Here is a 27,000-nt window from a genome sequence, read left to right as displayed (position 1 = left end):
TTATGAACCCCAACAATATTGATAAGCTGATAAACATCAACCAAGATGGCAAAGACAACACCCAAAACAACATCTTTTCCTTTCAGCCACCGCAAATAGAAGGGAACCCCTTTGCACCACCGCAACCGCGAGAGGGTGGGTTGTTTGGACGGGATGACGAATTAGCAGAACTCCATCAATTATTGCAAAGTGGTAAGAATGTCTGCGTAGTTTCCGGCATGGGTGGAGTTGGCAAAACCAGACTGGTGCGGGAATATGCCCATAGCCCAGAATGTAAAACACACTTTAGCGGGGGAGTGTATTATATTGATGTGCGCGATAGACAAAATCTTGCTGCTGAAATTGTCACACTGACCAGGTGGAAATTTAATAGAGATTTGCAAGACGATTTGTCACCAAAACAAAAGGTAACGCAGTGTTGGCAAGCATGGAAAATGCAGACAGAAAAAGTGTTGCTGATTCTTGATGATGTAGCTGATTTAGCTGAAAACCTCAAGCCTTATTTACCACCATCAGATTTAGTGACAGTGCGTTTGTTGATGACATCGCGGGAGATACCTGACAAACAAATTGCAGAAACATTATCTTTAGAAATATTATCACTGTCAGCAGCAGTGGATTTATTAGCTTCAATTATTGGTGCAAACCGAGTTGCAGCAGAACTAGAACAAGCCGAAAAGCTTTGCGAAGACTTAGGACGCTTGCCTTTAGCCTTAGAACTGGTGGGATATTATCTAAAGGATGAAGACTATCAGCAACTATCGCTGTTAGCAATGCGCCAAAAGTTAGAATATAAAGTCAAACATCCCGCATTGTCACCGGAAGAAGTACCGATGGGGATGCAAGCACAAAGAGGTCTGCAAGCTGCATTTGATTTGAGTTGGGAAAAATTAAAACCAGAGGCAAAATATCTCGCTTGTGTATTGGGTGCATTTGCATCGTCTCCCATCCATTGGGATTTTGTCACAGCAATTTATAATATTCTGCAAGAAGAATCATTTAGTCCCGATGACTTAAAAGACCGCTGGTTAAAATCTCTGCGAAAGTTGCATTTTGTTATTTTGGTTGAAGAAGATATTTATAACTTGCATCTTCTCGTCAGCGACTATTTCAGCGAACAACTTAAAAAGCATTCTGATTACAGCAAAATCAAACAAGCCTTTTGTGATGTGTTTGCAGATGTTGCTGGTAATGTTAATCAATCTAGGACTCTAGCAACATTTAATTTGATTGAACCGCATTTAAAAAAAATGATTGCTTGGTGTAAAAGCAATGAAAATACACAACTTGCTACCAGCTTAAATGGATTAGCAACACTCTATTATACTCAAGGACGCTACAGCAAAGCAGAACCCCTTTATCAGCAATCTTTAGAAATCAGAAAACGCCTACTGGGACTAAACCATCCCGCTGTGGCATCCAGTCTTAACAATTTAGCAGCACTCTACAAATCTCAAGGACATTACAGCAATGCTGAACTTCTTTATCAGCAATCTTTAGAAATCAAAAAATTCCAACTAGGACTAGACCATCCTGATGTAGCAACCAGTCTTAACAATTTAGCAACACTCTACTATTCTCAAGGACGCTACAGCGAAGCAGAAGCCCTTATTCAGCAATCTTTAGAAATCAGAAAATCCCAACTAGGACTAGACCATCTTGATGTAGCATCCACTCTTAACAATTTAGCATCACTGTACAATTCCCAAGGACGCTACAGCGAAGCAGAACCTCTTATTCAGCAATCTTTAGAAATCAGAAAATCCCAACTAGGACTAGAGCATCCTGATGTAGCATCGACTCTTAACAATTTAGCAACACTCTACTGTTTTCAAGGACGCTACAGCGAAGCAGAACCTCTTATTCAGCAATCTTTAGAAATCAGAAAATCCCAACTGGGACTAGACCATCTTTCTGTGGCAACAAGTCTCAACAATTTAGCAGCACTTTACAAATCTCAAAGACGTTACAGCAAAGCAGAACCTCTTCTTCAGCAATCTTTAAAAATCAGTCAACGTCAACTAGGACTAGACCATTCCGATGTAGCGTTCACTCTTAACCATTTAGCAGGACTCTACTGCTTTCAAGGACGCTACAGCGAAGCAGAACCCCTTTTTCAGCAATCTTTAGAAATTAGAAAACGTCAATTGGGACTAGACCATCCTGATGTAGCAGCAAGTCTTAACGATTTAGCATTACTCTACCATTTCCAAGGACGCTACAGCGATGCAGAATTTCTTTATCAGCAATCTTTAGAAATTAGAAAACGCCTACTAGGACAAGACCATCCCGATGTAGCAACGAGTTTTAACAATTTAGCTTTGTTGTATGAAGCGCAAAATAAATATGCAAAAGCTGAAAGTTTGTCTAAACAGGCGTTGGCAATATATCAAAAAAAGTTAGGTAACAAACACCCAAATACACAAAAAGTAGCATTTATTGTCAAAGCATTGCATATAATGAGCTTTCTGCATTGTAATAAGGAAACATTGTTTGACATTCTTCAAGCTCTTGCACAACAAGCAGAAATTCCCGCGTTTAATCCAGAAGTAGCGCTGGCAATGCTAGAAAAACTAGAAAGCAATCCTGAGCTATTGTCATATATTCGAGAAGCATTGCAGCAACAAACAGAAGCATCAGATGGCAATACATAAAGATATTAATGAGATGCGTTGCTTAAAACATTGCTCAATTATTAAATGCAATTAATGCTAATTTAACAAAATTTAGGCAAAATCACACCAGTGGGGTAGGGGCACAGCAATGCTGTGCCCCTACGATAGATGTGGTTTCAATAGATGAATACTGCTCTAATTAAAATTTGTGCGTTAGGGAACGCACACTACAAGCCAAGTAGCTTTTTTTAAAGTTTTAACAGCATTAACATTGCCACACAAACAACTAAAAATTAGTTGTAATCCAGAATTATTGCCCAAAAAACCCAAATAAAGGGTTGCTGTGCTTAATTATTGCTTGCTAAACTAAAAGCATTATTTGTTACAACAAAATTAAAATGCCAGCGCAAGACACTACCCGCCGCCTCATCCCTACCATCCTTCAGCAAGACATCGACTCTTACAACGGACTCAAAGCTGTTACAGGCTATACCACTGCTCGCGCGGAAGCCACCCCCGAAGCATTGCAAAAAGCACAAGCTGAGATGGTGGCTAAACAACAAGAAGAAACGGAAAAACAAGCATTATTCAAAGCCGCCGCAGACGCTGCCAAACAAGCAGAATGGGACTTCCACAACGCCGTTCTTGCCATGAAAGAAGCGATTAAGGGTCAATTTGGCTCTGATAGTGATGCAGCCCAAGCCGTTGGCTTCAAGAAAAAATCAGAACGCAAACGCCCCAGCAAAAAGAAAGCTTCAAACTAATATCCTATTCAAAGTACCTCTCTTCTCTCTCCACCAAATCCCTCACCACCAAACCCCTCTCCACCAAACCCCTCTCCACCAAATCCCTCTCCTTCAGAAGGAGAGGGACAGGTTTTGCACAGCAAAACCAGGGTGAGGTTTCTTCAGTCCCTAAATGGCTCAAGACAAACTCGCGTGGTAAGAATTTCTGTATACTTATTGCCAGCGGGTATTTATGTTACCCCACGCCTTTTAAGACCTCACCCCTAGCCCCTCTCCTTCTAAAGGAGAGGGGGACATGAGGGGAGAGGGGGACATGAGGGGGAGAGGGGGATATGAGGGGAGAGGGGGATATGAGGGGAGAGGGGGATATGAGAGGGGGACTTGAGGGGCACTTGAGGAGAATGTTGGATGAAGAGGGAGAGATGAGAAATGACTGAGCTTTTTAATCGGACTGAAGATATTGAAAAACGTCGTCGTCTGCGTCAGAATTCAACTGCGGCTGAGGGCATTCTGTGGGAACATCTGCGTAACCGAAAGCTTCAGGGCTACAAATTTCGCAGACAGTATGGGATAGATCGCTTTGTGGTTGACTTCTACTGTCCCGAAACACACCTGGCGATTGAGCTTGACGGTAGTATTCATGATATTCCTGAGATTGCTGAACGCGATCGCGATGGGCTACGCCCCGCTGGAAGCGATCGCCAAGCATTCATCACCGCTAAAGGTATTCACTTTCTCCGCTTTCGCAACGAAGAGATATCCGAAAACCTCCCCAATGTCCTACAAAGCATCACCAACACCCTTCAATCCCTCTCATGTCGCCCTCTTATTTAGCTACGGTGTACGCACAAGTCTTTCTGAATGCAATTTATGGTGGCGATTCAAAACCTCACCCTGGTTTTGCTGTGCAAAACCTGTCCCTCTCCTTCGTAAGGAGAGGGATTAGGAATGAAGGGAGGGATTTTGATTAATAAGTCCCCCTCATGTCCCCCTCTCCTTTAGAAGGAGAGGGGCTAGGGGTGAGGTTCTAACGAGTCCCAGCAGTTTCCAAAGTCAAATCTTGAAACATCACAGTGCTGAGATAGCGTTCACCAAAGGAAGGCTGAATCATCACGATTAACTTACCGGCATTTTCTGGGCGTTTACCTACCTGGATTGCAGCACACAAAGCAGCACCCGAAGATATACCTGATAATAAACCTTCCTCCTTCGCTAAACGTCGCCCAAATGCGATCGCTTGTTCATCGCTAACTCTAATCACCTCATCAATCAATTCCAAGCGGAGAACATCGGGAACAAATCCCGCACCGATACCTTGAATTTTGTGGGGGCCCGGTTCACCACCAGATAAAATAGGACTATTGCTCGGTTCAACTGCGATCGCTTGAAAACTCGGCTTACGTTGTTTCAAAACCTCAGCCACCCCCGTAATCGTCCCCCCAGTACCTACCCCAGCAATCACAAAATCAACGCACCCATCAGTATCTGACCAAATTTCTTCAGCAGTAGTTTCCCGGTGAACTTTCGGATTAGCTGGGTTGCGGAACTGTTGCAGCATCAAAGCATCAGGCGTATTAGCCACAATTTCCTCAGCCTTGCGAATTGCACCCCGCATCCCTTCAGCCCCCGGTGTCAACTCCAGAGACGCACCATAAGCCCGAAGCATCGCCCGTCGTTCTTGGCTCATAGTCTCCGGCATCGTCAAAATTAACCGATAACCACGAGCTGCTGCAACCATCGCCAGAGCAATTCCCGTATTACCCGAAGTCGGCTCAACTAAAATGGTTTTCCCCGGCGAAATCAACCCCTCAGCTTCTGCTGCATCTACCATACTCACCCCAATACGGTCTTTCACCGAAGCCGCTGGGTTCATCCCTTCTAACTTAACAACTATCCTGGCAACAACTCCCTCAGCTTGGGGAATTTTGTTCAGCTGAACTAACGGAGTTCTACCAATGAGTTCGGTTACGTCTTTAGCTATCCGCATAAATTAACTCCTAAAATCCTAAATCTTAGTGCAAAGTATTTACTTATAACAATCAGCTTCTGTATTTAACTTGTAATTGAGTACCAGCAAGTATATATACTCTGTACTCTAACTAAACCAGAAAATCTCAAAGCTAAATCGGAATTTCCATCAGGTTTTCCCAGTAATTGTAGCTGATAACTGGGGTTAGTTTGCCGTGCCTAGCTTTACCATTTTTTAAACCCTGATTATCGCCAATAGCTGCAAAATCCAGTAGCTGAAGCTATTGGTAGCTAACAGAAATCAACCTCAGTAAACAAACCCCGATGTAGGGGCACAGCATTGCTGTGCCCCTACGACAGGTGTGGTTAAAATAAATAAAAACTACTGTAGCATTAGCTTCCATATCTTCTAGTTTATCCAAAAAAAATTAACTTCTTGGGAAAGTTTTAATTTTCTTTTCTACTTCTCTATTTTATCTTTACTAAGAGGCATCGTTTTTTTTTGAGTACAAGATTTTACCGCCCAGATTTTGGGATAAAGACCGCCTCCAACCACCAATTCAGCAGGATTTTTTTGAGTACAAAAATCCCCGCCCCCCAGATCATAAATGCTAGCACCCCAGATCATAAATGCTAGTACCCATACCCCAAATAAATTTTAAAAGACTTATCAGACAAGGATTATCAGCCTTGAGTACTATGCTAATAACTTCAATAATCTTAACTCGGCTGATGTAAACGGCTGGGTAGAGAGGCGGCTGATATAAATCATTTAGGATTTACGCAGAGATTCCCCTCTACCCCCCGAAATTCCCAGACGAAAGTCTGACGAATTAGGGGGGACTTCTTATCCCCTCTCTGGAAAATTCAAAATTAAAAAAAAATAATTCATGGAGAAGCGTGAGGATTAATGTGTCCTTGTTTACAATCCCTAAATAAATTTAAGAAGTCTGATAATTGAATTCTTAATTTTAAATTCCCCCAAAAGGAATTGACTGTTGCAGAACAAGAAAAAGAAAGGTGCTGGGATAAACCGCCAAAAGCATTTTTTGACTGGCTGAATACGACCTAGCAAGGGAGAACCCAGATGAAAGTCAAACTTTTAAACGTTCTTACAGTTTGTGTAGTTACTTTAGCGGTGCTTTCTCCAGGTCTAGTAGTATTTGGTGTGATTTGGGGAAGACATATAGAGTTAGTTAAGACACAGAATTTATCCTGTGAAGTTAACCATAATAGTATAGGCACTCACGCCTTAGCTCCCCACCCAGATGGTACACATCCCTCTCAATACCAAGCTAGCACAAAATTATCTAATCGAACTTTTTTGAGACGATTACAAATGGCTACTGAACATTACCAAATCGCTACTATCTTGCAATGGTTATGTTTGTTTACACCTATTTGTATTGGGTTAGGAATTATTGGTTACGACAGGTATCTTGTGTATCGTGCTGCTGTTTTACAAGAACAGATTGAAATGTTGGAAAGGCTTTGGCAGCACAGTATCGAGCAATAAAGAATTCGATGTTCCCTTCAGCTAAATAAATCAATTTACCATGTCAGAAGAACGCCAAGCTCAGTATTTTAACTTGATCGATGAACTCCTCAGATGTCCCAATGGTCAAGAACCGGAAGTTTTAGAATCTCACCCCGAATTAATTGATGCTAATTTAGTACAGACAATGCTACAAGTGGCCACCATGTTTGCCCATGAAGGTAATCAAGACGGTGCCCAATTTTTATTTTTTATTGGACGAGAGTTAGCTAAACAGTTGGGATTATATCCTGAAGTTTCTAATGAGGTTGCAAATAAGGAGTAACAATGCTGTTGACTTCAACTGACGCGGGAAAAATAGCGTTAGAGTTCCTCATGGCAGATTGGAACATCTCAGAAGATCACAGAGAATGGTTCACCATCTTTGACTCTCGCTTGGTTGGTGAATGTTGGTACATTGTAGAACTGGGTGTAGAAGGCTTTCCTGATAGGTGGTTTATTCAAGTCTACGACACGGGAGCCTGTGACCCAAACTATACATTTATTTCACCAATCCGTGGTGCTGATGGATATGTAGACATCATAAATCTACCAGAGATACTCGCTGAGGTTTTGGTGTCAGAACGCAATTCTAGATAAGATAATGGGTAATTGGTAATGGGTAATGGGTAATTGGTAATGGGTAATTGGTAATTGGTAATTGGTAATGGGTAATTGGTAATTGGTAATTGGTAATTGGTAATGGGAATAAAATTTTATCAGTTCCCTGTTCCCTGTTCCCCATTCCCCATTCCCTATTGCCTATTCCTATCCCCTATTACCCATTACCCATTACCTATTCCCTATTAGGAGGTGATACTTAACCAGAGTACACCTCCTTTTTTAATGTACTATTTAAGATTTTTTTTAGAATAACCAGGAAAATTGTCAACTTTAAATGACAAAAATATGTTATATTAAATAGCGTGATGGACGCTACAGAATTATCAGTGCAAATGATTGCTGAAGATATCCTAGCCAAAGAATTCACAAAAGTCGTCAACCACTACTACCCAAAAACTGGGCAACTACTAGACGGGTGCTATGTGAAAGTCATCACCTGTTTCTGGGGACGACCTGCTAAACGCTTTCAATACATAGGGATTTATTGCTCTGCGGATATGATTCCCCATGTATTAGCCCATAAACACATCCTTCGGGAAGTTGCAGACAATATGGGACTGATTCAGGTAGTCTGCATGAATGCCAAGCGATTGCTCCGTGATCCTATGTCAAAGCTTAAGCAGTCCGAACCCCGCTTATGGTTGGAGTTGCAGTTGGTTGCAACCTAAAAATAGCGATTTCAAACAATGAAAACTGGACTTTTCTGCAATTACGAAAATCATCACGAAGATGCCCGTCGCGCCATCTTTGAACAAGTTGCCTTGGTGAAACAGGCGGAAACTTTAGGCTTTGAACAAGCCTGGGTGAGTGAGCATCATTTTAGTGAATCCAATCTCAGCCCCTCAATGTTGCTGTTAATGGCACATTTGGCGGGTGTTACCTCAACTATCCGTTTAGGTACTGCGGCAGTATTACTGCCATTTCATAACCCGATTCGGGTAGCTGAGGATATTGCCACCCTAGATAATTTGTGCAATGGAAGGCTGGAATTTGGGGTAGCCAAAGGAGGCCCCTTTCCCCAACAGAATAAGCATTTTGCCATACCCATGAGTGAATCCCGTGGCCAGATGCTTGAAGCGATCGCATTGATTCAAAAGCTTTTATATGAAACCAACGTATCATTTAACGGGCAACATTATCAATGCGAGAGCCTGACAATTTACCCCAAACCATTGCAGCAACCCATTCCCGTGTATGTCGCTAGTGGTGATGATAGTGCGATCGCATTTGCCGCCAAACATTCCTTCAGTTTAATGGGAGGGCCGCCCTTTTCCCTAGAAAGACTGAAAAAGACACTCAGCAAATATCGGGAATTAAATTCTAGCGGTGCAGAAAACTTGATGCTAGCACGCTTCTTTTTTGTCGGACAAACCGACAGTGAGGCAGTGAGTGAAGCGTTGCCATTTATCCGCCATTTCAGCCAAAAAATGACGGCAAACACCGCTCAAGTAATGCAGAACAGTGGCCAGAAGCAGAATCCATTCAATCGGACAAATATCTGTTTTGACGAAGACTACCTGATTGAGAACTCAATTATCGGTGATGTAAAAACCTGTCGCGACAAAATCAAGAAATTTCAAGACGAACTCAACCTAGGCACACTAGCGCTTAAACCCTCATCCTTGGCTCTGTCAAAGAACTTGGAGAGTTTACAGCGCTACAATCAAGAGGTGAGAAATTATGTCTTCTAAGCTATCCCTGCTTCCTCCCGACGACTTACCTCCCATTCAGGTAAGCAAACAGGATGGAATGCTGCATCTAGAGTTAGAACAGTCTATCGGCAGATGCTACTATCAAGCGTGCGATCGCATAACCCAAGTACTACTATCTAATTGTCAGTGGTATCTGACCACAAATACCACCACCCTAATGCTGATCATCGATTGCCCTGACCTAGTATCCTACTGGCATATAGTCAGCAATATACCCCAGTTAGGCAATCGGCTAGAACGCTTTACCAGCGACGCCAAAATCCGAGTTTATCCGCCATTTGGCAAAGGTAAACCCTTTGAAATCGCTGTCAACGAAATATCAGCTTATCGAGATTGGCTGTAAATCCTACTGTAAATCCTAAATTAATCCGCAAAAGAACAGGAAACAAATCAATTTTTGCCCCCTTTTTAAGGGGAGTTGGAGGGATCTTATCAAGATTGACTGTAAATCCGCAAAAAAACAGGAAACAAATCAATTTCTGCCCCACTTTTTAAGGGGGGTTGGGGGGATCTTATCAAGATTGACTGTAAATCCTTAAAAAAACAGGAAACAAATCAACTCTTGCCCCCCCTTGGAAAGGGGGGTTGGGGGGATCTTATCAAGATTGACTGTAAATCCTTAAAAAAACAGGAAACAAATCAACTCTTGCCCCCCTTGGAAAGGGGGGTTGGGGGGATCTTATCAAGATTGACTGTAAATCCTTAAAAAAACAGGAAACAAACCAACTCTTGCCCCCCTTGGAAAGGGGGGTTGGGGGGATCTTCACGTACAGCTTCCTAGAGAAATTATATTATCGGCTTAACGTAGTACTATCATTAATATAAGTGCAACACTCTTATTTAATCCGGAATTAACAAAAGCAATGATTAACAATTTTATCAATAACAAAAAGCAACTTTTTGACCGCTGGGCACCAAGCTATGATTGGACATTCCCATCTATTATTTACCAAGCAATTCATAAAAGATTACTCACAAAAATAGAATTACCAACACAAGCAAACGTACTTGATTTAGGCTGTGGTACCGGACGTTTACTAAACCGCTTGGCAACTAATTATCCTGAATTGCGCGGCACAGGATTAGATTTTTCTCCCCAGATGTTGCGGGTAGCTAGACAAAGCAACCGCCATCATCCCCGCTTAATTTATCTTGAGGGAAATGCTGAATCTCTACCCTTTGCCGAAGGTCAATTTGACGCAGTTTTTAACTGTATCAGCTTCTTACACTATCCAGAACCACAACAAGTTTTAAATGAAGTAGCGCGGGTGCTTTCTCCCGGTGGACGTTTCTACTTAGTTGATATCACCTCCAAAAGTGAAACAGCATCTCAACTAATAGCAACCTCCCCCGCCAAAATTAGATTTTACAGCCCAAAAAGCCGGGAAAACCTAGGCGCAGAAGCTGGATTATTCTGTTTAGGTCACTATTATTTATTAGGCCCAGTTTTACTAACTATTTTTGAAAAATAGGAAACCTGGTGTAAGTAAGTCAAGGAGTATTTGTTAATTCCTCAATCAATTGCTCAGGAATTAGAACTCGCGGAGTAACAACAGGGAAATCTTGAGGATTACGGGTAATAATTGCATCTAATTGATTTAATACAGCAGTGGAGTATTGAATAGCATCTTCAAAATCTCTAAAATTAGCTGTGAGAGCCATTGTAATTACAGCCTGATTTACTGTAGCAATTTGACAGAAGGTAACTAACTGATTTAAATAAGTAAGCGTCCAATCTCGACCTCTTGCCCTACGGATAATGTAATACAAATCACTAAAAGTTGAAGCTGAAATATAACCTTCTATTTGCCCTTGTTCAATCTGTGATAAAACTTGCTCGCTAGCATCCCAAAAAGGTTCTCTTTCCAGAGCATCATCAACAATAATATTAGTATCTAGCAAGACTTTCACAGGTTATGTTTCTCCTTTAAATATTCCCATTTGGCTTGTTCTGGATCAAAGTCTGCTGGAACGGGTGGGGCATTTTCAAATAAACCCTCAAATGCTTTTATCCTAGATTTTCTCTTTGGTGTTTCTGGTGCTGGTTCACTTGCTGGGACTTTAGTATTATCAAGCGTCTCAGCAGTTGACCAGACTATCACCTCCACATCTCCGGGGGGTAAATTCACAGGTTCGGTAATTACCAAGTTACCAGATGAGTCAATTTTTCCTTTGAGTTTGTATGCTTGCATAATATTTTTCCTATAACTCTGTTTTTAAATTATCTCGCGTAAGCTCGTCTAAAGCAAAACCTACCTTTACTAACTGTATTTTATCTCTAAATTCAAAGACTCTGTCTCGATTTTACCATTTAATAAACCTCATCGTGACTGCCAATATCAATCAATAAAAGAACCATTTCTAACAACTTTTTATCCTCAGTCAAATTAAAAATAATTCTACAATCATAAGTAACCGAACAAGACCAAAATCCCGCTAAATCTCCTCCTAACTTATGAGACTTCAAAGACGGTGTAAATGGATCATCTGCCAAAAGCCTTAATACCTTAACAATTTGATTTTTTAATCGCGGGTTATTCTTTGTAATCTTCCTAAAAGACCGCTTAAATCCACTACTCCAGACAACTTCCATCATCATCTCCTAGTAAATCAGCAATCAAATCATCAACGCTTCCCCGCGTTGCTGTTCCATCCTTAAAAGCCTGCATCACCTCCTGAGCATTAGCCAAAATTTCAACCCGCCGATTCTCAATTCGTTGCTGTCGAAGAAACTCAAATAAATACTCTCGCTCTTCTGTAGGCAAACTTTCAATAGAATTAATAATTTCTTGTAAAGTCATCATAGAACCTCCTTTAAACTAAATCTTACCTTTGATAACTCTATTTTAATCTCTAAATCCAAAGCCTCAGCCTCTAGCATCTGTGCCACCAAATCCGTAGTTAAAGCCCTCATCCACCACCTCATCAGGAATCCCTAGCGGTATGGGTTTCAATCCCGGTTTTATGCAAATTGAAATTTACCTAAACTTTATATTCATTCGTGAATTAGTATATTCTCCCAGCATTGAGTATAATTTATGATATTAAACGCTGCTACTAAATTTGATGGCAGCCCATTATTAGTACATTGCAAAAAATAAACTAAAAAAGGTAATTACCCGTGTCTGAAGATTCCCAGCGGAATGCTGCTGTCAATGCTGCTGCGACAACCAACATTCACCACGCCAATTTACAGGATTTACCTTTAAGTACAGCACGTAGATTTTATAAAAGTGGAATTCGCCCTGGTGAACCTACAAGAACTAGAGTACAAGCCCAAGAAATGTTAGAGAAGATTCCCCCTTCTCAACGCGCAGGTATAGATAGCCAATCTGCGGCTAGTAATGCCGAACAGTACCTATCTGATAAGCACGCTAGTCACATCAAACCTCACAGCAAAGGAGGTTCTAATAATCCGAACAATATCAAATGGGAGAACGGCAAAGCCAATATTGCTCGTGGTAGTAAAACCATGACTTGGCAAGAGAAAATGAGATTAGATGCCAAATGGCAATTTGACAACCTAACTGGTGCTGTCAAAGCCGGTTTTCAAGCTGCACCTATGGGGGCTGCTGTAGGTGCGTTAACAGCCGCTCCTTTTTCGCTTCTAACTAATGCTCTGCGTGTAGTCCGAGGCGAAATTTCTGCACAGGAAGCGACTACAGCAACGTTAAAAGATACCGTTATCGGTGGTGCAGTTGGGGGTACAACAGCATTTGCAACTGCAACATTAGCAGCAGCTTTTCCACCAATTGGAGTTTTATTAACCACAGTAGCACCTGCATTAGCTGTTGTTGGTGCTGCGGGTATGGTTTCCGAGTTTTTCAAAATCCTCGATGACCATAAACAGGATGTAAGAGTATATTACGAGTCTTTAACTCAGCACGAACTAGCGCATTTGCAAGCAATTGAAAATGAACTGATTTATGAACACAATAAAAATCTAGAATTTTTGGCTGAAGCGGAAGCAATTAATCAAAACATTACAAATCGCCCTATTGCACCAGGTGTAGAAGGGGCTATGCAACGTTTGCGGGAATCAGTCGCTATTGCGAAATCTTTAGGACTCACATCAGCAGATAGTAAGTTATTGCCTGATTCTCAACTTCCTTACCTTCCTCCTCATTCCTAGATAATTAGTCAAAAAATCTATGATTTTTATCCTACCTTTTGTTTTCGGTGCTGTAGGTGTAGCCGTTGGTGCTGTTGCAGGTGCTTTTACTGCTCATGCTGTTGGCGAAAAGGACAGACAAGCAGCCAAACATCACAGACAAGTTGCCAATGAATTAACAGAAAAATACGCAGATTTAGAGAAAAGATATCATAAATTTGCTGATGAAAGCAAAAAGCAGATTAATGATTTAACTCGTCAACACGCATTAAGTGAAATAGAAAAAGACTGTTTGCGTTTAGCAGTGAGATTGCAACAGAGTTTGATTTATCTGATGTGGGAGATTGATAGAGAACCTACAGTAGATGTCTTAAAGCAATTTATAGGAGCAGTAGAACATACAAATAATGTTCTCTCCCGAATCAATGAAGAATTAGTTAGCGTACCTAGTGATTACTATGAACGCAATTTCACCAAAGCTGTTAAATCTACCAGAGAAACAGCAGAATTTCCATCAGATAGACCAAAACAAGAAAAAACTTCCCCAAACAAAAAACCTAATCAGGAGAAACAAGTAATGAAATCCTATTCTCAAGAATTTCAGGATACCTATAACAGAGTTAACTTTACAGGTAACAGACTCTTAAGTTATCTAAAAGAACTGCGTGCGGGAAGACTCAAAGAAGGAGATAGTACCCCAGGATTGCAAAGCGTTGAAGATAGTATTTCAAAAGCTTTGCAAGCCTTAGTTAAACAAAAATATCAGGTAGCTGTAATTGCAGCGATGAACGCAGGTAAGAGTACTTTCCTCAATGCCTTAATTGGTGCAGATGTGTTAGCAACTGACATGGAAGCTTGCACAGTTTTTCGTACAGATATCCGTCCAATTGATGCGGGACAAACACCCAGGCTTTTAGAATATCGACAAAGACAAGAAAATCCTCACATTCTAGCAATCGGTGATGCAGGAGAAATTAAGCATAAGTTTATAGAACGTACAAATCAGATACGAAAAACTCAGAAAAATTCAGATCAAACTATACGCTTTGAATTAGAATATCCCATTGAAGCAATTAGTAAATTGCCATCTCTAGCTGGTTTTACCTTAGTTGATACTCCTGGCCCAAATGATTGGGATGCCGAAAGTTTTGACACAGTAAATTTAAAACAAACTGCTCTAGAAGCACTCCGTACCTGTGATGCTATCTTATTTATTCTGGATTACACATCCTTCCAAGACGATATAAACTTAGAATTGCTTCAAGATTTAATTGAACAGCGTCGGGATTTTTTGTTACAGAATACAGGTCAAATTTATTTTGTGCTTAACAAAGTAGATAGGAAAGAGGAAAGTAATAGACCTATTTCTGATGTTATTGAATCTTTAAGAAAGAGTTTAGTTAAATTTGGCATTCCTGAACCAAACATTTACTCAGCCAGTGCAAGACAAGGGTTGTTATCGAAGCTAATTCTTCAAGAAAAGGCAACTGATAGCGATATTCAAGACTTTAAGATTTTTTATAGTGCTAGATATGCAACTGAAGATGAAGAAGGAAACCAGATTATACCTGCACCGCGTAAAATTGCATCACAAGCTTTAAAAGATAGTGGTATTCCCAAAATTCAAAATACAGTAATTCAAAATATCTCTCAAAATTCAGGATGGAATTTATTGAGTGATGTCTTGGCTGTTTTTAACAAAGCTGCTCAATCTGTAGCTGATACACTGATTACGGAAATTCGCGGATGGGAGTTAGAATTTGCGGAATTACAAAAAAAAATAGAGGCATATAAACAACGTTCTGATTCAGCTAGGAATAAGGTGGCAAATGTAAAAAAGTCTGTAGAATCACAAAAGCGAATATTAGTCACCACCTTTAGCCAAGGAATTAATGAATTTGCAGAAATGGCTAAAAATCGTATAGCAGTAGAAATTGATAAGGTAGCAGAAAATCAATTTAAAAAATCTATTTCTTTATCTAGTAAAGAAAACCAAAACCTTCTCTTAGCTATCTTGAATAAAGTCAGTTCGTTTTTTGAAGATGATTCAAATTCAGACAGATATAAAATCAAGGCTAATAACAAAGAAGATGCTGAGAAAATCGGTAAAATTATTAATGAATACTGCACTCCTATTATCCACAATTTCTGGTTAGACACACAAGACAGACTGGTAAGAGAGGGAACAAAGATTCGTGAGGACTTAGTTAAACAAATTCAACAAGAAATCCAGTCTATCTCTGATGAACTTTCTGAGTTTATTGGTGATGCTTTACAAGTAGAAATTGGTACTAATGCAATTCAGTTTCCTAAGTTTGAATTTTCTGGTATTGATGCCAAGATTCAAGAACAGCAAAAAGTAGTTGTAAAAATTAAGGACGAAGTAAAAACAAAGAGTATTCCCTGTAAACCTGATAAAGTTTATACAGTACAAGTACCTTATGAGGAAAAGGTATTTTACCATGAAATTGATTTAAGACAGATTGCTCAAGGAATTCATAAAAAGATAGATGAGCAAGTGCAGAGAAACCTGAAGTTACTTGAGCGCGTTATTGAAAAACAAGTAGGAGAAGACTTTCGGAAAGGGGAACAGCAAATCAATGATTACATCAATAGATTTCAGGCTGATTTTGACAACTTGCTGATAGAACGGGTAAACAGGGAAGCAGAATCTCATGAGATTGTTTCTACTCTTAAGAGTCAAAAATCTCAAGCGAGTGAATATCTAAATGAATTGATATTTATTAGAGAAATGCTGGATAATTGGAAGCCATCACCTATTAACCGATAGGATGAAATACAATAAAGGGCGGGGAAACCCCGCCCCTACTTTGCGATTTAAAACTGTACCTCATTGATCTGAAAATCGCTATATAATATTTACCTCGTTCCCAGTCTCAGACTGGGAATGCCTTCTAGGAGGTTCTACCTCCCGTTTAAGCGGAAGAACCGTTTTTAATGTATTTCCAAACTAATACCACAGCGAGTAGCTGCCTCTGCTAATCGAGTATCAAGTGTTGCTAATGGTAATTGCAACCTCAAAGCTAATTCTAAATAAGCCGCATCATAAGCTGCTAAACCTTCCTGTCTTGCTAAATTTAGGGTTGCATCTAAGGCTTTAGTATCTGTAGCTGTATCAACTTGAATTAAGAGAGACTGTAACAAAACAATAGCTTGCTCAGATTGTCCTTTGGTCATGCGATTACGTCGTTCAGCTACAACAAGAGTATTAGCAATCTCCAGTGACCAAATTCCTGGTACAAAGGCTTCAGAATCAGGTATTATTGCTAATATCGCGTTAGCATAATCATTATTTTCATCTACCAAACACCAGCTAATTGCTACAGAACAATCTAAAACAAACTGCATTAAAATCTTCTGCCTTCTTCAATCATTTGACGAATTGAGTTTTTATCTAAAGCAACTTCTTGCCGCAGTTGTTGCATTCTATTAATTGCTTCTTGAATTGATTTTTTAGTGGTAGGTTTTCCCCAAGCATTATATTTGGGTAAACTTTCCTCTTTAGATGAAACTTTTATATTATCTAATGGTTGCACAACTAACAGCACTTCTACAGATTTATCTTTAAAATCTGTATGTGTCTGGATTTGTAATATCCCATCTGCACCAATATGTGTCAGCAATTTTATAGTTTCCATTTCTCACCATGCGGATAGATAATTTCAGCTTTTTATAAACTCTATCAATCGAGGACTTGTTTCTACCATCATCTTAACGTTTATTATATATTTTAAATAACTGCAATAGCATTAACACTTAACTATACAAAAAATTAACCTGTTTTAACGGGTTAAATTCCTATTTCCTATGGAACACTGCGCTTATCGACCACAGGAGATAGAGAGGGCTGAAGCCCTCACTACAAACTTTTAACGCTACTTTGAGAATCAATTAGGATTTGTAACGGCTTGTGAAAGAGTGCGTAGTTTTGTCTCAAATACTGTAGTTATAAACTTGCATGGGCACTTTAAGGATACTTCTATTGCCCCCGAATACAATGACAGCCACTTTATCCGGTTATCAACTCCTTGAAACCCTTCACTCCGGTAGTAAAACCGTCATTTATCGTGGACGGAGAGAAACCGATAACGCTTCTGTCGTGATCAAAACTCTGCTGTGCGAACATCCACCCCTAGAAGATGTGGCTCGACTGCGCCACGAATATCAAATCATTGAGCCGCTGCGAATTCCAGGCATTGTTAAACCTTATGAGTTAAAGAATTATCAGCATGGTCTGGCTTTGGTTTTGGAATACGTTCCCGGTTACTTGCTCAAGGAAGTGATTGCAACTCAAGCAACTACATTGATTACTTTTCTCAAGGTGGCGATTAATCTGGCGCACACCTTAGGAGAGTTGCACGCCCAAAAGATTATACATAAAGATATTAAGCCACACAATATTTTAATTAATCCTGAATCTGGGGAAGTTAAACTGATTGACTTCAGTATTTCCTCGCGCCTTGATCAAGAAAATTCAACCTTGAGCAATCCTAATTTGCTCGAAGGTACTCTTGCTTATATGTCACCTGAGCAAACGGGTAGAATGAACCGGGTATGCGACTATCGCACCGACTTTTATTCTTTGGGTGTCACCTTGTATGAAATGCTGACGGGTACTTTGCCGTTTCATGCTGCTGACCCGATGGAGTTGATTCACTGTCACATTGCCAAAATGCCAGCCGCACCCTGTCAAGAAACCGTGTGTCGTGTTCTGGGAGAAGTGCCAGAGGCGATTAGTGCGATTATTTTGAAGTTGTTAGCAAAAACAGCAGAGGAGCGGTATCAAAGCGCTTGGGGACTGAAAGCGGATTTAGAGGAATGCTTGTTTCAGCTGCAAGTGACTGGCAAGATTGAAAACTTTGTGCCGGGAAGACGGGACAAATCTGGGCATTTTTTGATTCCGCAAACTCTGTACGGACGCAAGGCAGAAGTAACAACTTTGATGACTGCCTTTGAGGGTGTGGCAGGTGGTAGCAGCGAAATGATGCTCGTCTCTGGTTATTCAGGGATTGGCAAAACAAGCGTTGTGAATGAAGTTCATAAACCGATTGTGGGCGCAAGGGGTTATTTCATTACAGGCAAGTTTGACCAGTTCAAGCGCAATATTCCCTATGCGTCGTTGATTCAGGCGTTCCAATCTTTGATTCAGCAATTGCTCACCGAAAGTGCTGCCCAAATCCAAGGGTGGAAAGAGAAACTGTTAACTGCGTTGGGGGAGAATGGGCAGGTCATTATCGATGTGATTCCGGAAATCGAACTAATTATTGGTACTCAGCCACCTGTAACACAACTGGGGGCGACAGAATCTCAAAATCGCTTCAATCGCGTCTTTGGGCAATTCATTGGGGTATTCACGACGCAAGATCATCCGCTGGTTGTTTTCTTGGATGACTTACAGTGGGCTGATTTGGCATCGCTGAACTTAATTGAGTTATTGATGACGGATTGCGATGGGCTACGCCCCGCTGTTCGCGATCGCACTCCGCACAGCACCAAAGGCGATGGACTACGCCCCGCTGTTCGCGATCGCACTCCGCACAGCACCAAAGGCGATGGGCTACGCCCCGCTGTTCGCGATGCCTACGGCGGCAAGCTACGCAACTATTTACTGTTAATCGGCGCATATCGCGATAACGAAGTTTCGCCCACCCATCCACTCATGCTCAGTTTAGACAAGATCCAAGCAGCAGGTGCGGTGGTGAATAACATCGTTTTAGCACCGTTGCAGTTAACGGATGTGGCAGCGTTAGTTGGCGATACGTTGAATGACACAGAATGCACAAAACCCCTAGCAGAGTTACTGTTCCACAAAACTGGGGGGAATCCGTTCTTCTTAACGCAACTGCTGAAAACCCTGCATCAAGAAGACTTGTTAACCTATGACTTCGAGTCTGGAATGTGGCAGTGGGATATTAAACATATTCAAGCGATCGGCATTAGCGACCTGAATGTGGTTGAATTAATGGCGAGAAATATTCGCAAACTCTCACTCCAGACGCAAAAAGTCCTGAAACTGGCGGCTTGTATTGGCAACACCTTTAACTTAGATGTATTAGCGATCGTCAACGAAGCATCTTCCCTCACAACTGCGGCACAATTGTGGTCAGCGCTGCAAGCTGGGTTAATTTTGCCCTTAACTCATGACTACAAAATTCCCTTAGTGTTTAGTCAAGAGGAATCTGGCGGAATTGCTTTAACTGACATCAAGGTTGACTACAAGTTTTTACACGACAGAGTGCAGCAAGCAGCGTATTCTCTGATTCCCGATGAACAAAAGAAAGTAACGCATCTGAAAATTGGTCAATTATTGCTGCAAAATACTACACCAGAAGAACGCAAAGAAAATATATTTGCTTTAATTAATCAACTCAATTACGGTACTGAATTACTAATATCTGAAACAGAAAAATATGAACTTGCACAACTCAATCTCATCGCAGGTCAGAGAGCGAAAGCAGCCACAGCACACGATTCCGCTGTTAAATATTTGCAAGTGGGTTTAGGACTTTTAGCAGCAGATAGCTGGAATTGTCAATATGAACTGACATTATCACTGCACTCAGAAGCAGCAGAGGCAGCTTTTTTGAGCGGTGATTTTGCAGGAATGCAAAGATTCGTTGAAATAGTCCAAAACCACGCTAAAACGCTGCTGGACAAAGTGAAAGTGGATGAAGTCCAGATACAAGCTTATATAGGGCAGAACAGACTATTAGAAGCGGTTAATATAGGGCTACAAGCTTTAAAACTGTTAGGGGTGGAGTTTCCCCAAGAGCCAAACCTGTCAGATATTGGGCAGGCACTAGGGGAAACTGCGGCAATTTTGAGTGGAACACAAATTGAGGATTTAGTTGACCTGCCTCAAATGACCGATCCCTATAAATTAGCAGCCATGAGACTGATATCAAGTATCTTTGCTCCTGCATACATGGCTGCGCCAGAACTGGTGCCTTTGACGGTGTGCAAACAAGTAAATTTATCCGTCCAATATGGTAATGCTTCCGTATCTGCGTTTGCTTACGCCAATTATGGTCTTCTTTTGTGCGGAGTTGTGGGAGATATTGATTCAGGTTATCAGTTCGGTCAATTGGCTTTAGCTTTAGTGTCAAAGTTAAATGCTCAAGAAATCAAAGCCAAGACACTCCTGATAGTAAATATATTTATCCGACCTTGGAAAGATCATCTGAGAGAAACCTTAGAACCTTTAGGGTCAGTTTACTCTAGCGGAATGGAGACAGGTGATTTAGAATTTGCTGCCTATGGTCTACTAATGTACTCCTGTTTCGCTTACTTTAGCGGCAAAGAACTGACTGTCCTGGAAAGAGAGATGGCAATCAATAGAGATGCTATTCATAAAATCAACCAAGAAACACCGCTTCATTATCTAGAAACCTATCGGCAGGCTACATTAAATCTGCTCGGAAAAAATGAAAATCCCTGTTTTATAAAGGGTGAAGCCTGCGATGAGCAGATTGCGTTCATATTGCACGAGCAAGCGAAGGATAGATTGGGAGTTGCCTACATATATTGGCACAAACTTTTACTTAGTTACTGGTTTGAAAATTACTCAGAAGCGATTGAAAATACTGTTATAGCAGAGAAGTATTTAGACGTAGTGGTGGGATTGCCCCTTGTTCCTCTATTCCATGTTTACGATTCTTTAGTACGGCTAGCGGTGTATCCCAATAGCCAAGAGTCAGAGCAAAATGCAATTCTTGATCGCGTCCAAGCTAATCAAGAAAAAATGCAAAAATGGGCGCATTATGCCCCAATGAATCATTTACACAAATTCTATCTAGTAGAGGCTGAACGGCATCGGGTTTTAGGGGAAAAAGTAGAAGCGATGGAGATGTACGATCGCGCGATCGCCCTGGCCAAAGAAAACGAGTACATCCACGAACAAGCACTGGCCCTCGAACTCGCCGCTAAATTCTATCTGTCATGGGGTAAAGTGGCGATCGCACAAACCTACATGACAGATGCCTACTATGCCTATAGCGATTGGGGTGCTGTTGCTAAAGTCAAAGATTTAGAAGCACGCTATCCGCAATTGATTATGCGGGCAAACACAGAAAAGTTAGAAACGAATTACCGGCAAACTATTCAAACAAACTCCACAACCACCGGAGACTCTCACATTCTCGATTTGATGACAGTGATGAAAGCTTCACAGGTGCTGTCAGAAGAAATAGTGCTGAGTCTCCTGCTCGAAAAAATGATGAAAATTGTCATCGAAAATGCAGGCGCTCAACAAGGTTACTTTATTGCCAAGCATAAAAATCAATGGATGTTAGAAGCGGCGGGAATGCTTGAAGGTCAGGAGGTTAGCGTTGTTGTTAACCCAGCGGATAAACCTGATTTACCCTTACTCCCAGTTGCCTTATTCAATTATGTCGAAAGAACTAGAAAGAATCTGGTTTTAGACAATGCTGTTAAAGACCCGCGCTTTGCGGCTGATGCTTATATCACCACTCACCAATCCAAATCGATTTTGTGTCTACCGCTAATTCACTCTCTTCAGTTTACTGGTATTCTTTACCTGGAAAATAATCTTATTCCTGGTGCCTTTACCCCCGACCGAGTGAAGGTACTGGCTCTGTTAAGCGCCCAAATTTCGATTGCGATTGACAACGCCCGTCTCTACACCAATCTGCAAACTTACTCGCAACAACTGGAAGCCAAATCACAAGAACTCGAAGCTAAAAACGAAGCTTTCCAAGCATCCGAAACGCGATCGCGAGAAAAAGCCGAAGAACTCGCACAATACCTGCACAAACTACAACAAACCCAGGCTCAACTTGTGCAGACCGAGAAAATGTCAAGCTTAGGGCAACTGGTGGCAGGTGTTGCCCACGAAATCAACAATCCGGTCAATTTTATCTTTGGCAACCTCACCCATGCTAACGACTATACCCAAGATGTCCTGGGACTGCTGGAACTTTACCAGAAACATTACCCAACTCCCCATCCAGAGATTCAGGAAGAAGCCGAGGCAATTGATCTAGAATTCTTGCTAGAAGACCTACCTAAGCTACTGTCCTCCATGCGGGTTGGGGCAGACCGAATTCGCCAAATTGTCGCTTCCCTGCGAAACTTTTCACGCATGGACGAAGCCGAGATCAAAGCCGTGAATATTCATGACGGCATTGACAGTAGCCTCATGATTCTGCAACATCGCTTCAAAGCAAAGTCAGACCGTCCCGGTATTGAGGTGATCACAAACTACGGCAACCTGCCCCAAGTGGAATGCTATGCAGGACAACTGAATCAAGTGTTTATGAATGTATTGAGTAATGCCATCGATGCTTTAGAGGAGTCATTAATCAACAATCCAGGACAAATTGCTACCCCAAGCATTAGCATTAACACTGAACAAGTTGATAATGATCAAGTCGAAATCCGCATCGCAGATAATGGTTCTGGTATGCCAGAGTCTGTTCAGCAAAGCTTGTTCAATCCTTTCTTCACTACAAAACCTGTGGGCAAAGGTACAGGTATGGGCTTGTCGATTAGCTACCAGATTGTCACAGAAAAACATGGTGGTTCACTCTCTTGCACCTCAAAACCCGGAGAAGGAACGGAGTTTATCATCCGTATTCCTGTTTCTCAGTTCAGCAGCGACGAGAAAAAGTGAGATCAAACCAAAAAAAAGCGTGCCGCAGGTATCGCATTCCTGACAACCTTTAGCCAAAATATGCTTCGGGTATTTTTGAGTTAGCCACTTTTTCTGTTAACCAACTATACAAATCTGCTAACCCCTCACCAGTGGTTGCGGAAACCTGAAAAATCTGAATTTGCGGGTTTACTTGTCGGGCATATTCAATGCAGCGTTGTACATCAAATTGCACATAAGGCAGCAAATCAATTTTGGTGAGAATCATTATCTCACTCGCGCGAAACATATGGGGATATTTGATTGGTTTATCTTCTCCCTCGGTGACTGAGAGAATTACCACCTTTGCCTGTTCGCCTAAATCAAATAAAGCGGGACAAACTAAATTACCCACATTTTCAATCATCACTATTGAATTCAATGGTGGATTTAGTTGCTGTAAACCTCTTTCTATCATTGATGCATCTAAATGGCAGCCTGTACCTGTGTTGATTTGCACAACTTTACAGCCTGTTGCTTTGATTTTTTGGGCATCGTTAGTTGTTTCTTGGTCGCCTTCAATTACACTGATAGACAACTGATGTTTTAAATCGTTGATAATGCGAGTTAACAAGGTTGTTTTTCCAGCACCAGGAGAACTCATTAAGTTTAAAGCGAGTATATTTCGACCTTTGAACCATCCCCGATTTTGGGCAGCTAATAGGTTATTTTTGGCTAAAATATTCTGTTCTAAAGATATGGTTGTATTATGTATTTTGGCGTGAATTTGTGATTCTGGGCTGTGGGAATGGGTGATAACTGTTCCATCAGCTAAGGTGTGGGTATGATGGTTGTGTTCAATTTCGCTTTTTTCTAAATTGGTGATTTTGGCTTCGGCATCATCGGCACAACCGCAGGTTACACACATATTTCTTCTATTTCTATTTCTTTAATTTTTAGTTCTTCGCCGGCTATTAAGTCTAGTTGCACGCTACCACAGTTACAAGTTCCAAAGGGTTTTTCTAAAGGAATTTCTGTGCCGCATTGGCGACATTTTGCTAAACCGGGAATTTCTCTAATTTCTAATTTGGCACTTTCGAGAATGGTTCCTTTAGCGCAAATGTCAAAGCAAAATAATATGGCATCGGGCATGATGGCTGAAAGTTTGCCAATTTCTAATAGTACTCTCTGCACTTTTCGGTTTTTGGCTTGTTCGGTGACAATGGCTATTATGTTTTGGGTGATTCCTAGTTCGTGCATATTTATTCCTTTAACGAACCGCAGAGGCGCAGAGGGCGCAGAGGGAAGAGAGGAGGAGTGAGGAGATGAGGGTGTATTAACAAATTCGGGGTAGTTGGTCTCCTACTAGCATATCAACTATGCGTTCGGCGTTAAAGGGGGTTTTTAATAATACGATTCCTTGGGGTGAGGGGATGGCTTTGCCAATAATACAGGCGTGTTTTCCGGCGGGGTGGGATTTCATGGCTGATAAAACTTTGTTGGCATTTTCGGCGCTTACTGCTATGACTAATTTGCCTTCGTTTGCTAAATATAGGGGGTCTAAACCGAGAATTTCACAAATTCCTTTTACTTCTTCTCGTACTGGGATGGTCTGTTCATCTAGGCTAATTCCGATGTTGGAACTAATGGCAAATTCATTTAAGACTGTGGCTAATCCGCCGCGTGTGGCGTCTCGCATGGCATGAATTTGAGGACAGGCTTTGAGAATGGTTTCTACTAATTCATGTAATGGCTGGCAGTCACTTTCTATATTGGTTTCTAGTGCTAATTCTCCACGGGCAATTAAAATTGCTGCTCCATGATTTCCTATTTCACCGTTGACAATTATCGCATCTCCGGGTTGAATGTTGGTCGCAGAAATGGCGATTCCTGCGGGAATAATACCAATCCCAGCGGTGTTAATAAATATTTTGTCGGCGGCACCACGATGGACAACTTTTGTGTCTCCTGTGACAATTTGCACGCCAGCTTTTTGGGCGGCGGCTTTCATGCTTGCAGCTACACGCCGCAAAATTTCTACAGGTAATCCTTCTTCTAAAATGACGCTACAAGTGAGATATAAGGGTTTGGCACCACTAACTGCTAAGTCATTAATGGTGCCATTTACGGCTAGTTCTCCGATATCAGAACCTGGGAAAAATAACGGGTCTACTACATAAGAATCTGTGGTAAAAGCTAGTCTGTCTCCATGTTGCAAGAGATTGGCTAAGTTGAAGGTGGCTTGGTCTTCTAATTGGGAGAGAATCGGATTATCAAAACTCTTGACAAAAATATCATCTATTAAATCGCGCATGGCTTTACCACCACTACCATGTGCAAGGGTGATATGGCTATCTCTCACTTTTCCTTGGCGTCGGCGGATTTGTTCGATTTTGTCAAATAGGGGATTTTGGGCTGATTTATTCATCTTGAAAATTAATTTATTTTTTAATTGTTAATTTTTAATTTTGAATTGTTTAAGTTCTCTTGGCTATGGTTGAAAGTCGCCCGTATTTGTAATAAGCTGCACAAGCACCTTCGGAAGATACCATGCAAGTCCCAATGGGGGTTTCGGGGGTGCAAGCTGTACCAAATACTTTGCATTCCCAAGGTTTGAGAACTCCTTTGAGAATTTCGCCGCATTTACAAGCTTTATGGTCGGCGACTTTTAAGTTAGGTATGGTAAATTTAATTTCTGCGTCAAATTGGGCATATTCAGCCCGAATTTTTAAGCCGGAGTTGGGTATTTCTCCTAAACCTCGCCAATCAAAGTTTTCTCGCACTGCAAAAACTTGGTTCATGGCTTCTAGGGCTAAGGTGTTTCCGTTTGTTTGTACTAGGCGGTTATATTGGTTCTCGACTTGACAACGATTTTCTACTAGCTGCTTTAACAGCATCCAAATTGATTGGAATATATCTAATGGTTCAAAGCCAGAAACGACTATTGGTTTATGATATTTTTGAGAAATAAACTGGTATGGTTCGGTGCCAATTACCATGCTGACATGACCGGGTCCGACAAATCCATCTAACTGTAAGTCTGGGTTTTCTAGCAGTGCTTTGAGGGCGGGTATCACGAGGACGTGATTGGAAAACATACTAAAGTTAGAAATTTTTTCGGCTGCTGCTTGCAGAATGGTGAGGGCGGTGCTGGGGGCGGTGGTTTCAAAGCCTAGGGCGAAGAATACTACTTCTCTGTCGGGGTTGTCTCTCGCGATTTGCAGGCTGTCTAGGGGTGAGTACACCATGCGGATGTCTGCGCCTGTGGCCCTGGCTTGTAGTAGGCTGGTTTGGGAACCGGGAACTCTCATGGCGTCGCCAAAGGTGGTAAAAATGATGTTAGGATTTTGTGAGATGGCGATCGCATCATCGATTCTTCCTTTGGGCATGACGCATACCGGACACCCAGGCCCATGAATCAATTCGACGCTGTTGGGTAAGATTTCTTCTATGCCATATTTGAATATGGAATGGGTATGTCCTCCGCATACTTCCATTATTTTGAGATGTTTTCCTAGCTGTTGGCTGAGTTTTTCGATTTCTCGGCGTAGGGCTTCGGCTTTTTCTGGTTGGCGAAATTCATCTACGTATTTCATGGGTTGGGAATTTTTTAACGAACCGTGAAGGCGCAAAGGGCGCGAAGGAAGAAGGAAGAAGGAAGAAGAAGGAAGAAATTATTGAATTTTGAATTTTGAATTTTGAATTTTGAATTTTGAATTTTGAATTCATATTTGTGAGTCTGCAATTTCTTGCAATAGTTTTAATGTTTCGGCGGCTTCTTGTTGGTTAATTCGATTCATGGCAAAGCCGACGTGAACTAATACCCATTCTCCTATACAGGTTTCGGGGGGATGTTGTTCGTCAACGATGCAGGCTATGTTTATTTGGCGTTTGACTCCACTAATGTTGACTATGGCTAGTTTGTTTTCGGGGTTGGTGATTTCAATAATTTGTCCGGGAATTCCTAAGCACATTTTTATTTTCCTTTTTTAAGAGATACGAACCGCAGAGGCGCAGAGAAGCCAGTGCGTTGCGGAGCCAGTTGCGTGGGCGGGTTTCCCGACTTGAGCAAACTGGCGT

25 protein-coding genes are annotated in these 27,000 nt (G+C 41.4%); 13 read left to right on the top strand and 12 right to left on the bottom strand.

What is annotated here, in order from left to right; translation table 11 throughout:
• The first annotated feature begins 2 nt into the window (after nt 1-2).
• From CYLST_RS26135 to CYLST_RS26125, 3 genes are all read left to right on the top strand, one after another.
• Nucleotides 3-2,654, top strand: coding sequence for a tetratricopeptide repeat protein (locus tag CYLST_RS26135; protein ID WP_015210745.1), 2,652 nt, complete (start codon nt 3-5; stop codon nt 2,652-2,654).
• A gap of 359 nt (nt 2,655-3,013) precedes the next feature.
• On the top strand, nt 3,014-3,379 hold the full coding sequence (locus CYLST_RS26130) for a hypothetical protein (RefSeq protein ID WP_015210744.1): 366 nt from the start codon (nt 3,014-3,016) through the stop codon (nt 3,377-3,379).
• A 411-nt stretch (nt 3,380-3,790) separates the two neighbouring features.
• A complete protein-coding gene (locus CYLST_RS26125; RefSeq protein ID WP_015210743.1) occupies nt 3,791-4,195 on the top strand; it encodes an endonuclease domain-containing protein in 405 nt (134 codons plus the stop codon).
• A gap of 193 nt (nt 4,196-4,388) precedes the next feature.
• On the opposite strand, the gene cysK is transcribed toward CYLST_RS26125, so the two are convergent.
• Nucleotides 4,389-5,348 (bottom strand): cysteine synthase A, encoded by a 960-nt coding sequence (gene cysK, locus CYLST_RS26120; protein ID WP_015210742.1) that lies wholly within the window; start codon nt 5,346-5,348, stop codon nt 4,389-4,391.
• Nucleotides 5,349-6,416: 1,068 nt separating this feature from the next.
• Between cysK and CYLST_RS26115 the strand changes: the two genes are divergently transcribed.
• From CYLST_RS26115 to CYLST_RS26080, 7 genes are all read left to right on the top strand, one after another.
• The gene (locus tag CYLST_RS26115; protein WP_015210740.1) at nt 6,417-6,845 is read left to right on the top strand and encodes a hypothetical protein; all 429 of its coding nucleotides are present in this window, start codon (nt 6,417-6,419) and stop codon (nt 6,843-6,845) included.
• A 40-nt stretch (nt 6,846-6,885) separates the two neighbouring features.
• Nucleotides 6,886-7,149, top strand: coding sequence for a hypothetical protein (locus CYLST_RS26110; RefSeq protein ID WP_015210739.1), 264 nt, complete (start codon nt 6,886-6,888; stop codon nt 7,147-7,149).
• A 2-nt stretch (nt 7,150-7,151) separates the two neighbouring features.
• Entirely contained in the window at nt 7,152-7,463 is a 312-nt protein-coding gene (locus CYLST_RS26105) for a hypothetical protein (RefSeq protein ID WP_015210738.1), read from the top strand.
• Between the two features lie 329 nt (nt 7,464-7,792).
• Nucleotides 7,793-8,155 (top strand): hypothetical protein, encoded by a 363-nt coding sequence (locus tag CYLST_RS26095; protein ID WP_015210737.1) that lies wholly within the window; start codon nt 7,793-7,795, stop codon nt 8,153-8,155.
• Between the two features lie 18 nt (nt 8,156-8,173).
• Complete coding sequence (locus CYLST_RS26090) at nt 8,174-9,178, top strand: LLM class flavin-dependent oxidoreductase (protein WP_015210736.1); 1,005 nt, start codon at nt 8,174-8,176, stop codon at nt 9,176-9,178.
• Nucleotides 9,168-9,542, top strand: a complete 375-nt coding sequence (locus tag CYLST_RS26085) for a hypothetical protein (protein WP_015210735.1) — start codon at nt 9,168-9,170, stop codon at nt 9,540-9,542. The genes CYLST_RS26090 and CYLST_RS26085 overlap by 11 nt, the downstream gene beginning before the upstream one ends.
• A gap of 520 nt (nt 9,543-10,062) precedes the next feature.
• Nucleotides 10,063-10,671: a class I SAM-dependent methyltransferase gene (locus tag CYLST_RS26080; protein WP_015210734.1), complete on the top strand. Its 609-nt coding sequence runs from the start codon at nt 10,063-10,065 to the stop codon at nt 10,669-10,671.
• Between the two features lie 19 nt (nt 10,672-10,690).
• Here the strand turns inward: CYLST_RS26080 and CYLST_RS26075 are convergent, their stop codons facing one another.
• The 4 genes from CYLST_RS26075 to CYLST_RS26060 all read right to left on the bottom strand — a co-directional run bounded on the left by CYLST_RS26075 (nt 10,691) and on the right by CYLST_RS26060 (nt 12,003).
• Nucleotides 10,691-11,110, bottom strand: a complete 420-nt coding sequence (locus CYLST_RS26075; protein WP_015210733.1) for a type II toxin-antitoxin system VapC family toxin — start codon at nt 11,108-11,110, stop codon at nt 10,691-10,693.
• Nucleotides 11,107-11,391, bottom strand: a complete 285-nt coding sequence (locus CYLST_RS26070; protein WP_015210732.1) for a hypothetical protein — start codon at nt 11,389-11,391, stop codon at nt 11,107-11,109. Before CYLST_RS26070 ends, CYLST_RS26075 begins: the two co-directional genes overlap by 4 nt.
• Nucleotides 11,392-11,510: 119 nt before the next feature.
• Nucleotides 11,511-11,798: a type II toxin-antitoxin system RelE/ParE family toxin gene (locus CYLST_RS26065; protein WP_245587435.1), complete on the bottom strand. Its 288-nt coding sequence runs from the start codon at nt 11,796-11,798 to the stop codon at nt 11,511-11,513.
• Nucleotides 11,773-12,003, bottom strand: coding sequence for a hypothetical protein (locus CYLST_RS26060; RefSeq protein ID WP_015210730.1), 231 nt, complete (start codon nt 12,001-12,003; stop codon nt 11,773-11,775). Before CYLST_RS26060 ends, CYLST_RS26065 begins: the two co-directional genes overlap by 26 nt.
• A 317-nt stretch (nt 12,004-12,320) precedes the next feature.
• Between CYLST_RS26060 and CYLST_RS26055 the strand changes: the two genes are divergently transcribed.
• Both CYLST_RS26055 and CYLST_RS26050 read left to right on the top strand, forming a co-directional pair.
• On the top strand, nt 12,321-13,331 hold the full coding sequence (locus CYLST_RS26055; protein WP_015210728.1) for a hypothetical protein: 1,011 nt from the start codon (nt 12,321-12,323) through the stop codon (nt 13,329-13,331).
• 19 nt (nt 13,332-13,350) lie between these two features.
• Complete coding sequence (locus CYLST_RS26050; protein ID WP_015210727.1) at nt 13,351-16,101, top strand: dynamin family protein; 2,751 nt, start codon at nt 13,351-13,353, stop codon at nt 16,099-16,101.
• Between the two features lie 164 nt (nt 16,102-16,265).
• Here CYLST_RS26050 and CYLST_RS26045 read toward each other — a convergent pair whose 3' ends face one another.
• Both CYLST_RS26045 and CYLST_RS26040 read right to left on the bottom strand, forming a co-directional pair.
• Nucleotides 16,266-16,679, bottom strand: a complete 414-nt coding sequence (locus CYLST_RS26045; protein ID WP_015210726.1) for a type II toxin-antitoxin system VapC family toxin — start codon at nt 16,677-16,679, stop codon at nt 16,266-16,268.
• Nucleotides 16,679-16,969, bottom strand: a complete 291-nt coding sequence (locus CYLST_RS26040) for a hypothetical protein (RefSeq protein ID WP_015210725.1) — start codon at nt 16,967-16,969, stop codon at nt 16,679-16,681. The genes CYLST_RS26045 and CYLST_RS26040 overlap by 1 nt, the downstream gene beginning before the upstream one ends.
• Before the next feature lie 359 nt (nt 16,970-17,328).
• On the opposite strand from CYLST_RS26040, the gene CYLST_RS26035 reads away from it, so the two are divergent.
• Entirely contained in the window at nt 17,329-22,962 is a 5,634-nt protein-coding gene (locus CYLST_RS26035) for a trifunctional serine/threonine-protein kinase/ATP-binding protein/sensor histidine kinase (protein ID WP_015210724.1), read from the top strand.
• 49 nt (nt 22,963-23,011) lie between these two features.
• Here the strand turns inward: CYLST_RS26035 and hypB are convergent, their stop codons facing one another.
• The 5 genes from hypB to CYLST_RS26010 all read right to left on the bottom strand — a co-directional run bounded on the left by hypB (nt 23,012) and on the right by CYLST_RS26010 (nt 26,894).
• Nucleotides 23,012-23,848 (bottom strand): hydrogenase nickel incorporation protein HypB, encoded by an 837-nt coding sequence (hypB, locus tag CYLST_RS26030; protein ID WP_015210723.1) that lies wholly within the window; start codon nt 23,846-23,848, stop codon nt 23,012-23,014.
• Nucleotides 23,839-24,180 carry a hydrogenase maturation nickel metallochaperone HypA gene (hypA, locus tag CYLST_RS26025; RefSeq protein ID WP_015210722.1) on the bottom strand — a complete coding sequence of 114 codons (342 nt, stop codon included), beginning with the start codon at nt 24,178-24,180 and terminating at the stop codon, nt 23,839-23,841. Before hypA ends, hypB begins: the two co-directional genes overlap by 10 nt.
• A gap of 76 nt (nt 24,181-24,256) precedes the next feature.
• Nucleotides 24,257-25,348, bottom strand: coding sequence for a hydrogenase expression/formation protein HypE (hypE, locus tag CYLST_RS26020; RefSeq protein ID WP_015210721.1), 1,092 nt, complete (start codon nt 25,346-25,348; stop codon nt 24,257-24,259).
• A 49-nt stretch (nt 25,349-25,397) separates the two neighbouring features.
• The gene (hypD, locus tag CYLST_RS26015; RefSeq protein WP_015210720.1) at nt 25,398-26,516 is read right to left on the bottom strand and encodes a hydrogenase formation protein HypD; all 1,119 of its coding nucleotides are present in this window, start codon (nt 26,514-26,516) and stop codon (nt 25,398-25,400) included.
• A 129-nt stretch (nt 26,517-26,645) separates the two neighbouring features.
• On the bottom strand, nt 26,646-26,894 hold the full coding sequence (locus CYLST_RS26010) for a HypC/HybG/HupF family hydrogenase formation chaperone (protein ID WP_015210719.1): 249 nt from the start codon (nt 26,892-26,894) through the stop codon (nt 26,646-26,648).
• Nucleotides 26,895-27,000 lie beyond the last annotated feature (106 nt).

Origin of the sequence: Cylindrospermum stagnale PCC 7417 (assembly GCF_000317535.1) — a bacterium.
In the GTDB taxonomy this organism is placed as follows: domain Bacteria; phylum Cyanobacteriota; class Cyanobacteriia; order Cyanobacteriales; family Nostocaceae; genus Cylindrospermum; species Cylindrospermum stagnale.
This window is presented reverse-complemented; position numbering and strand designations above follow the sequence as displayed.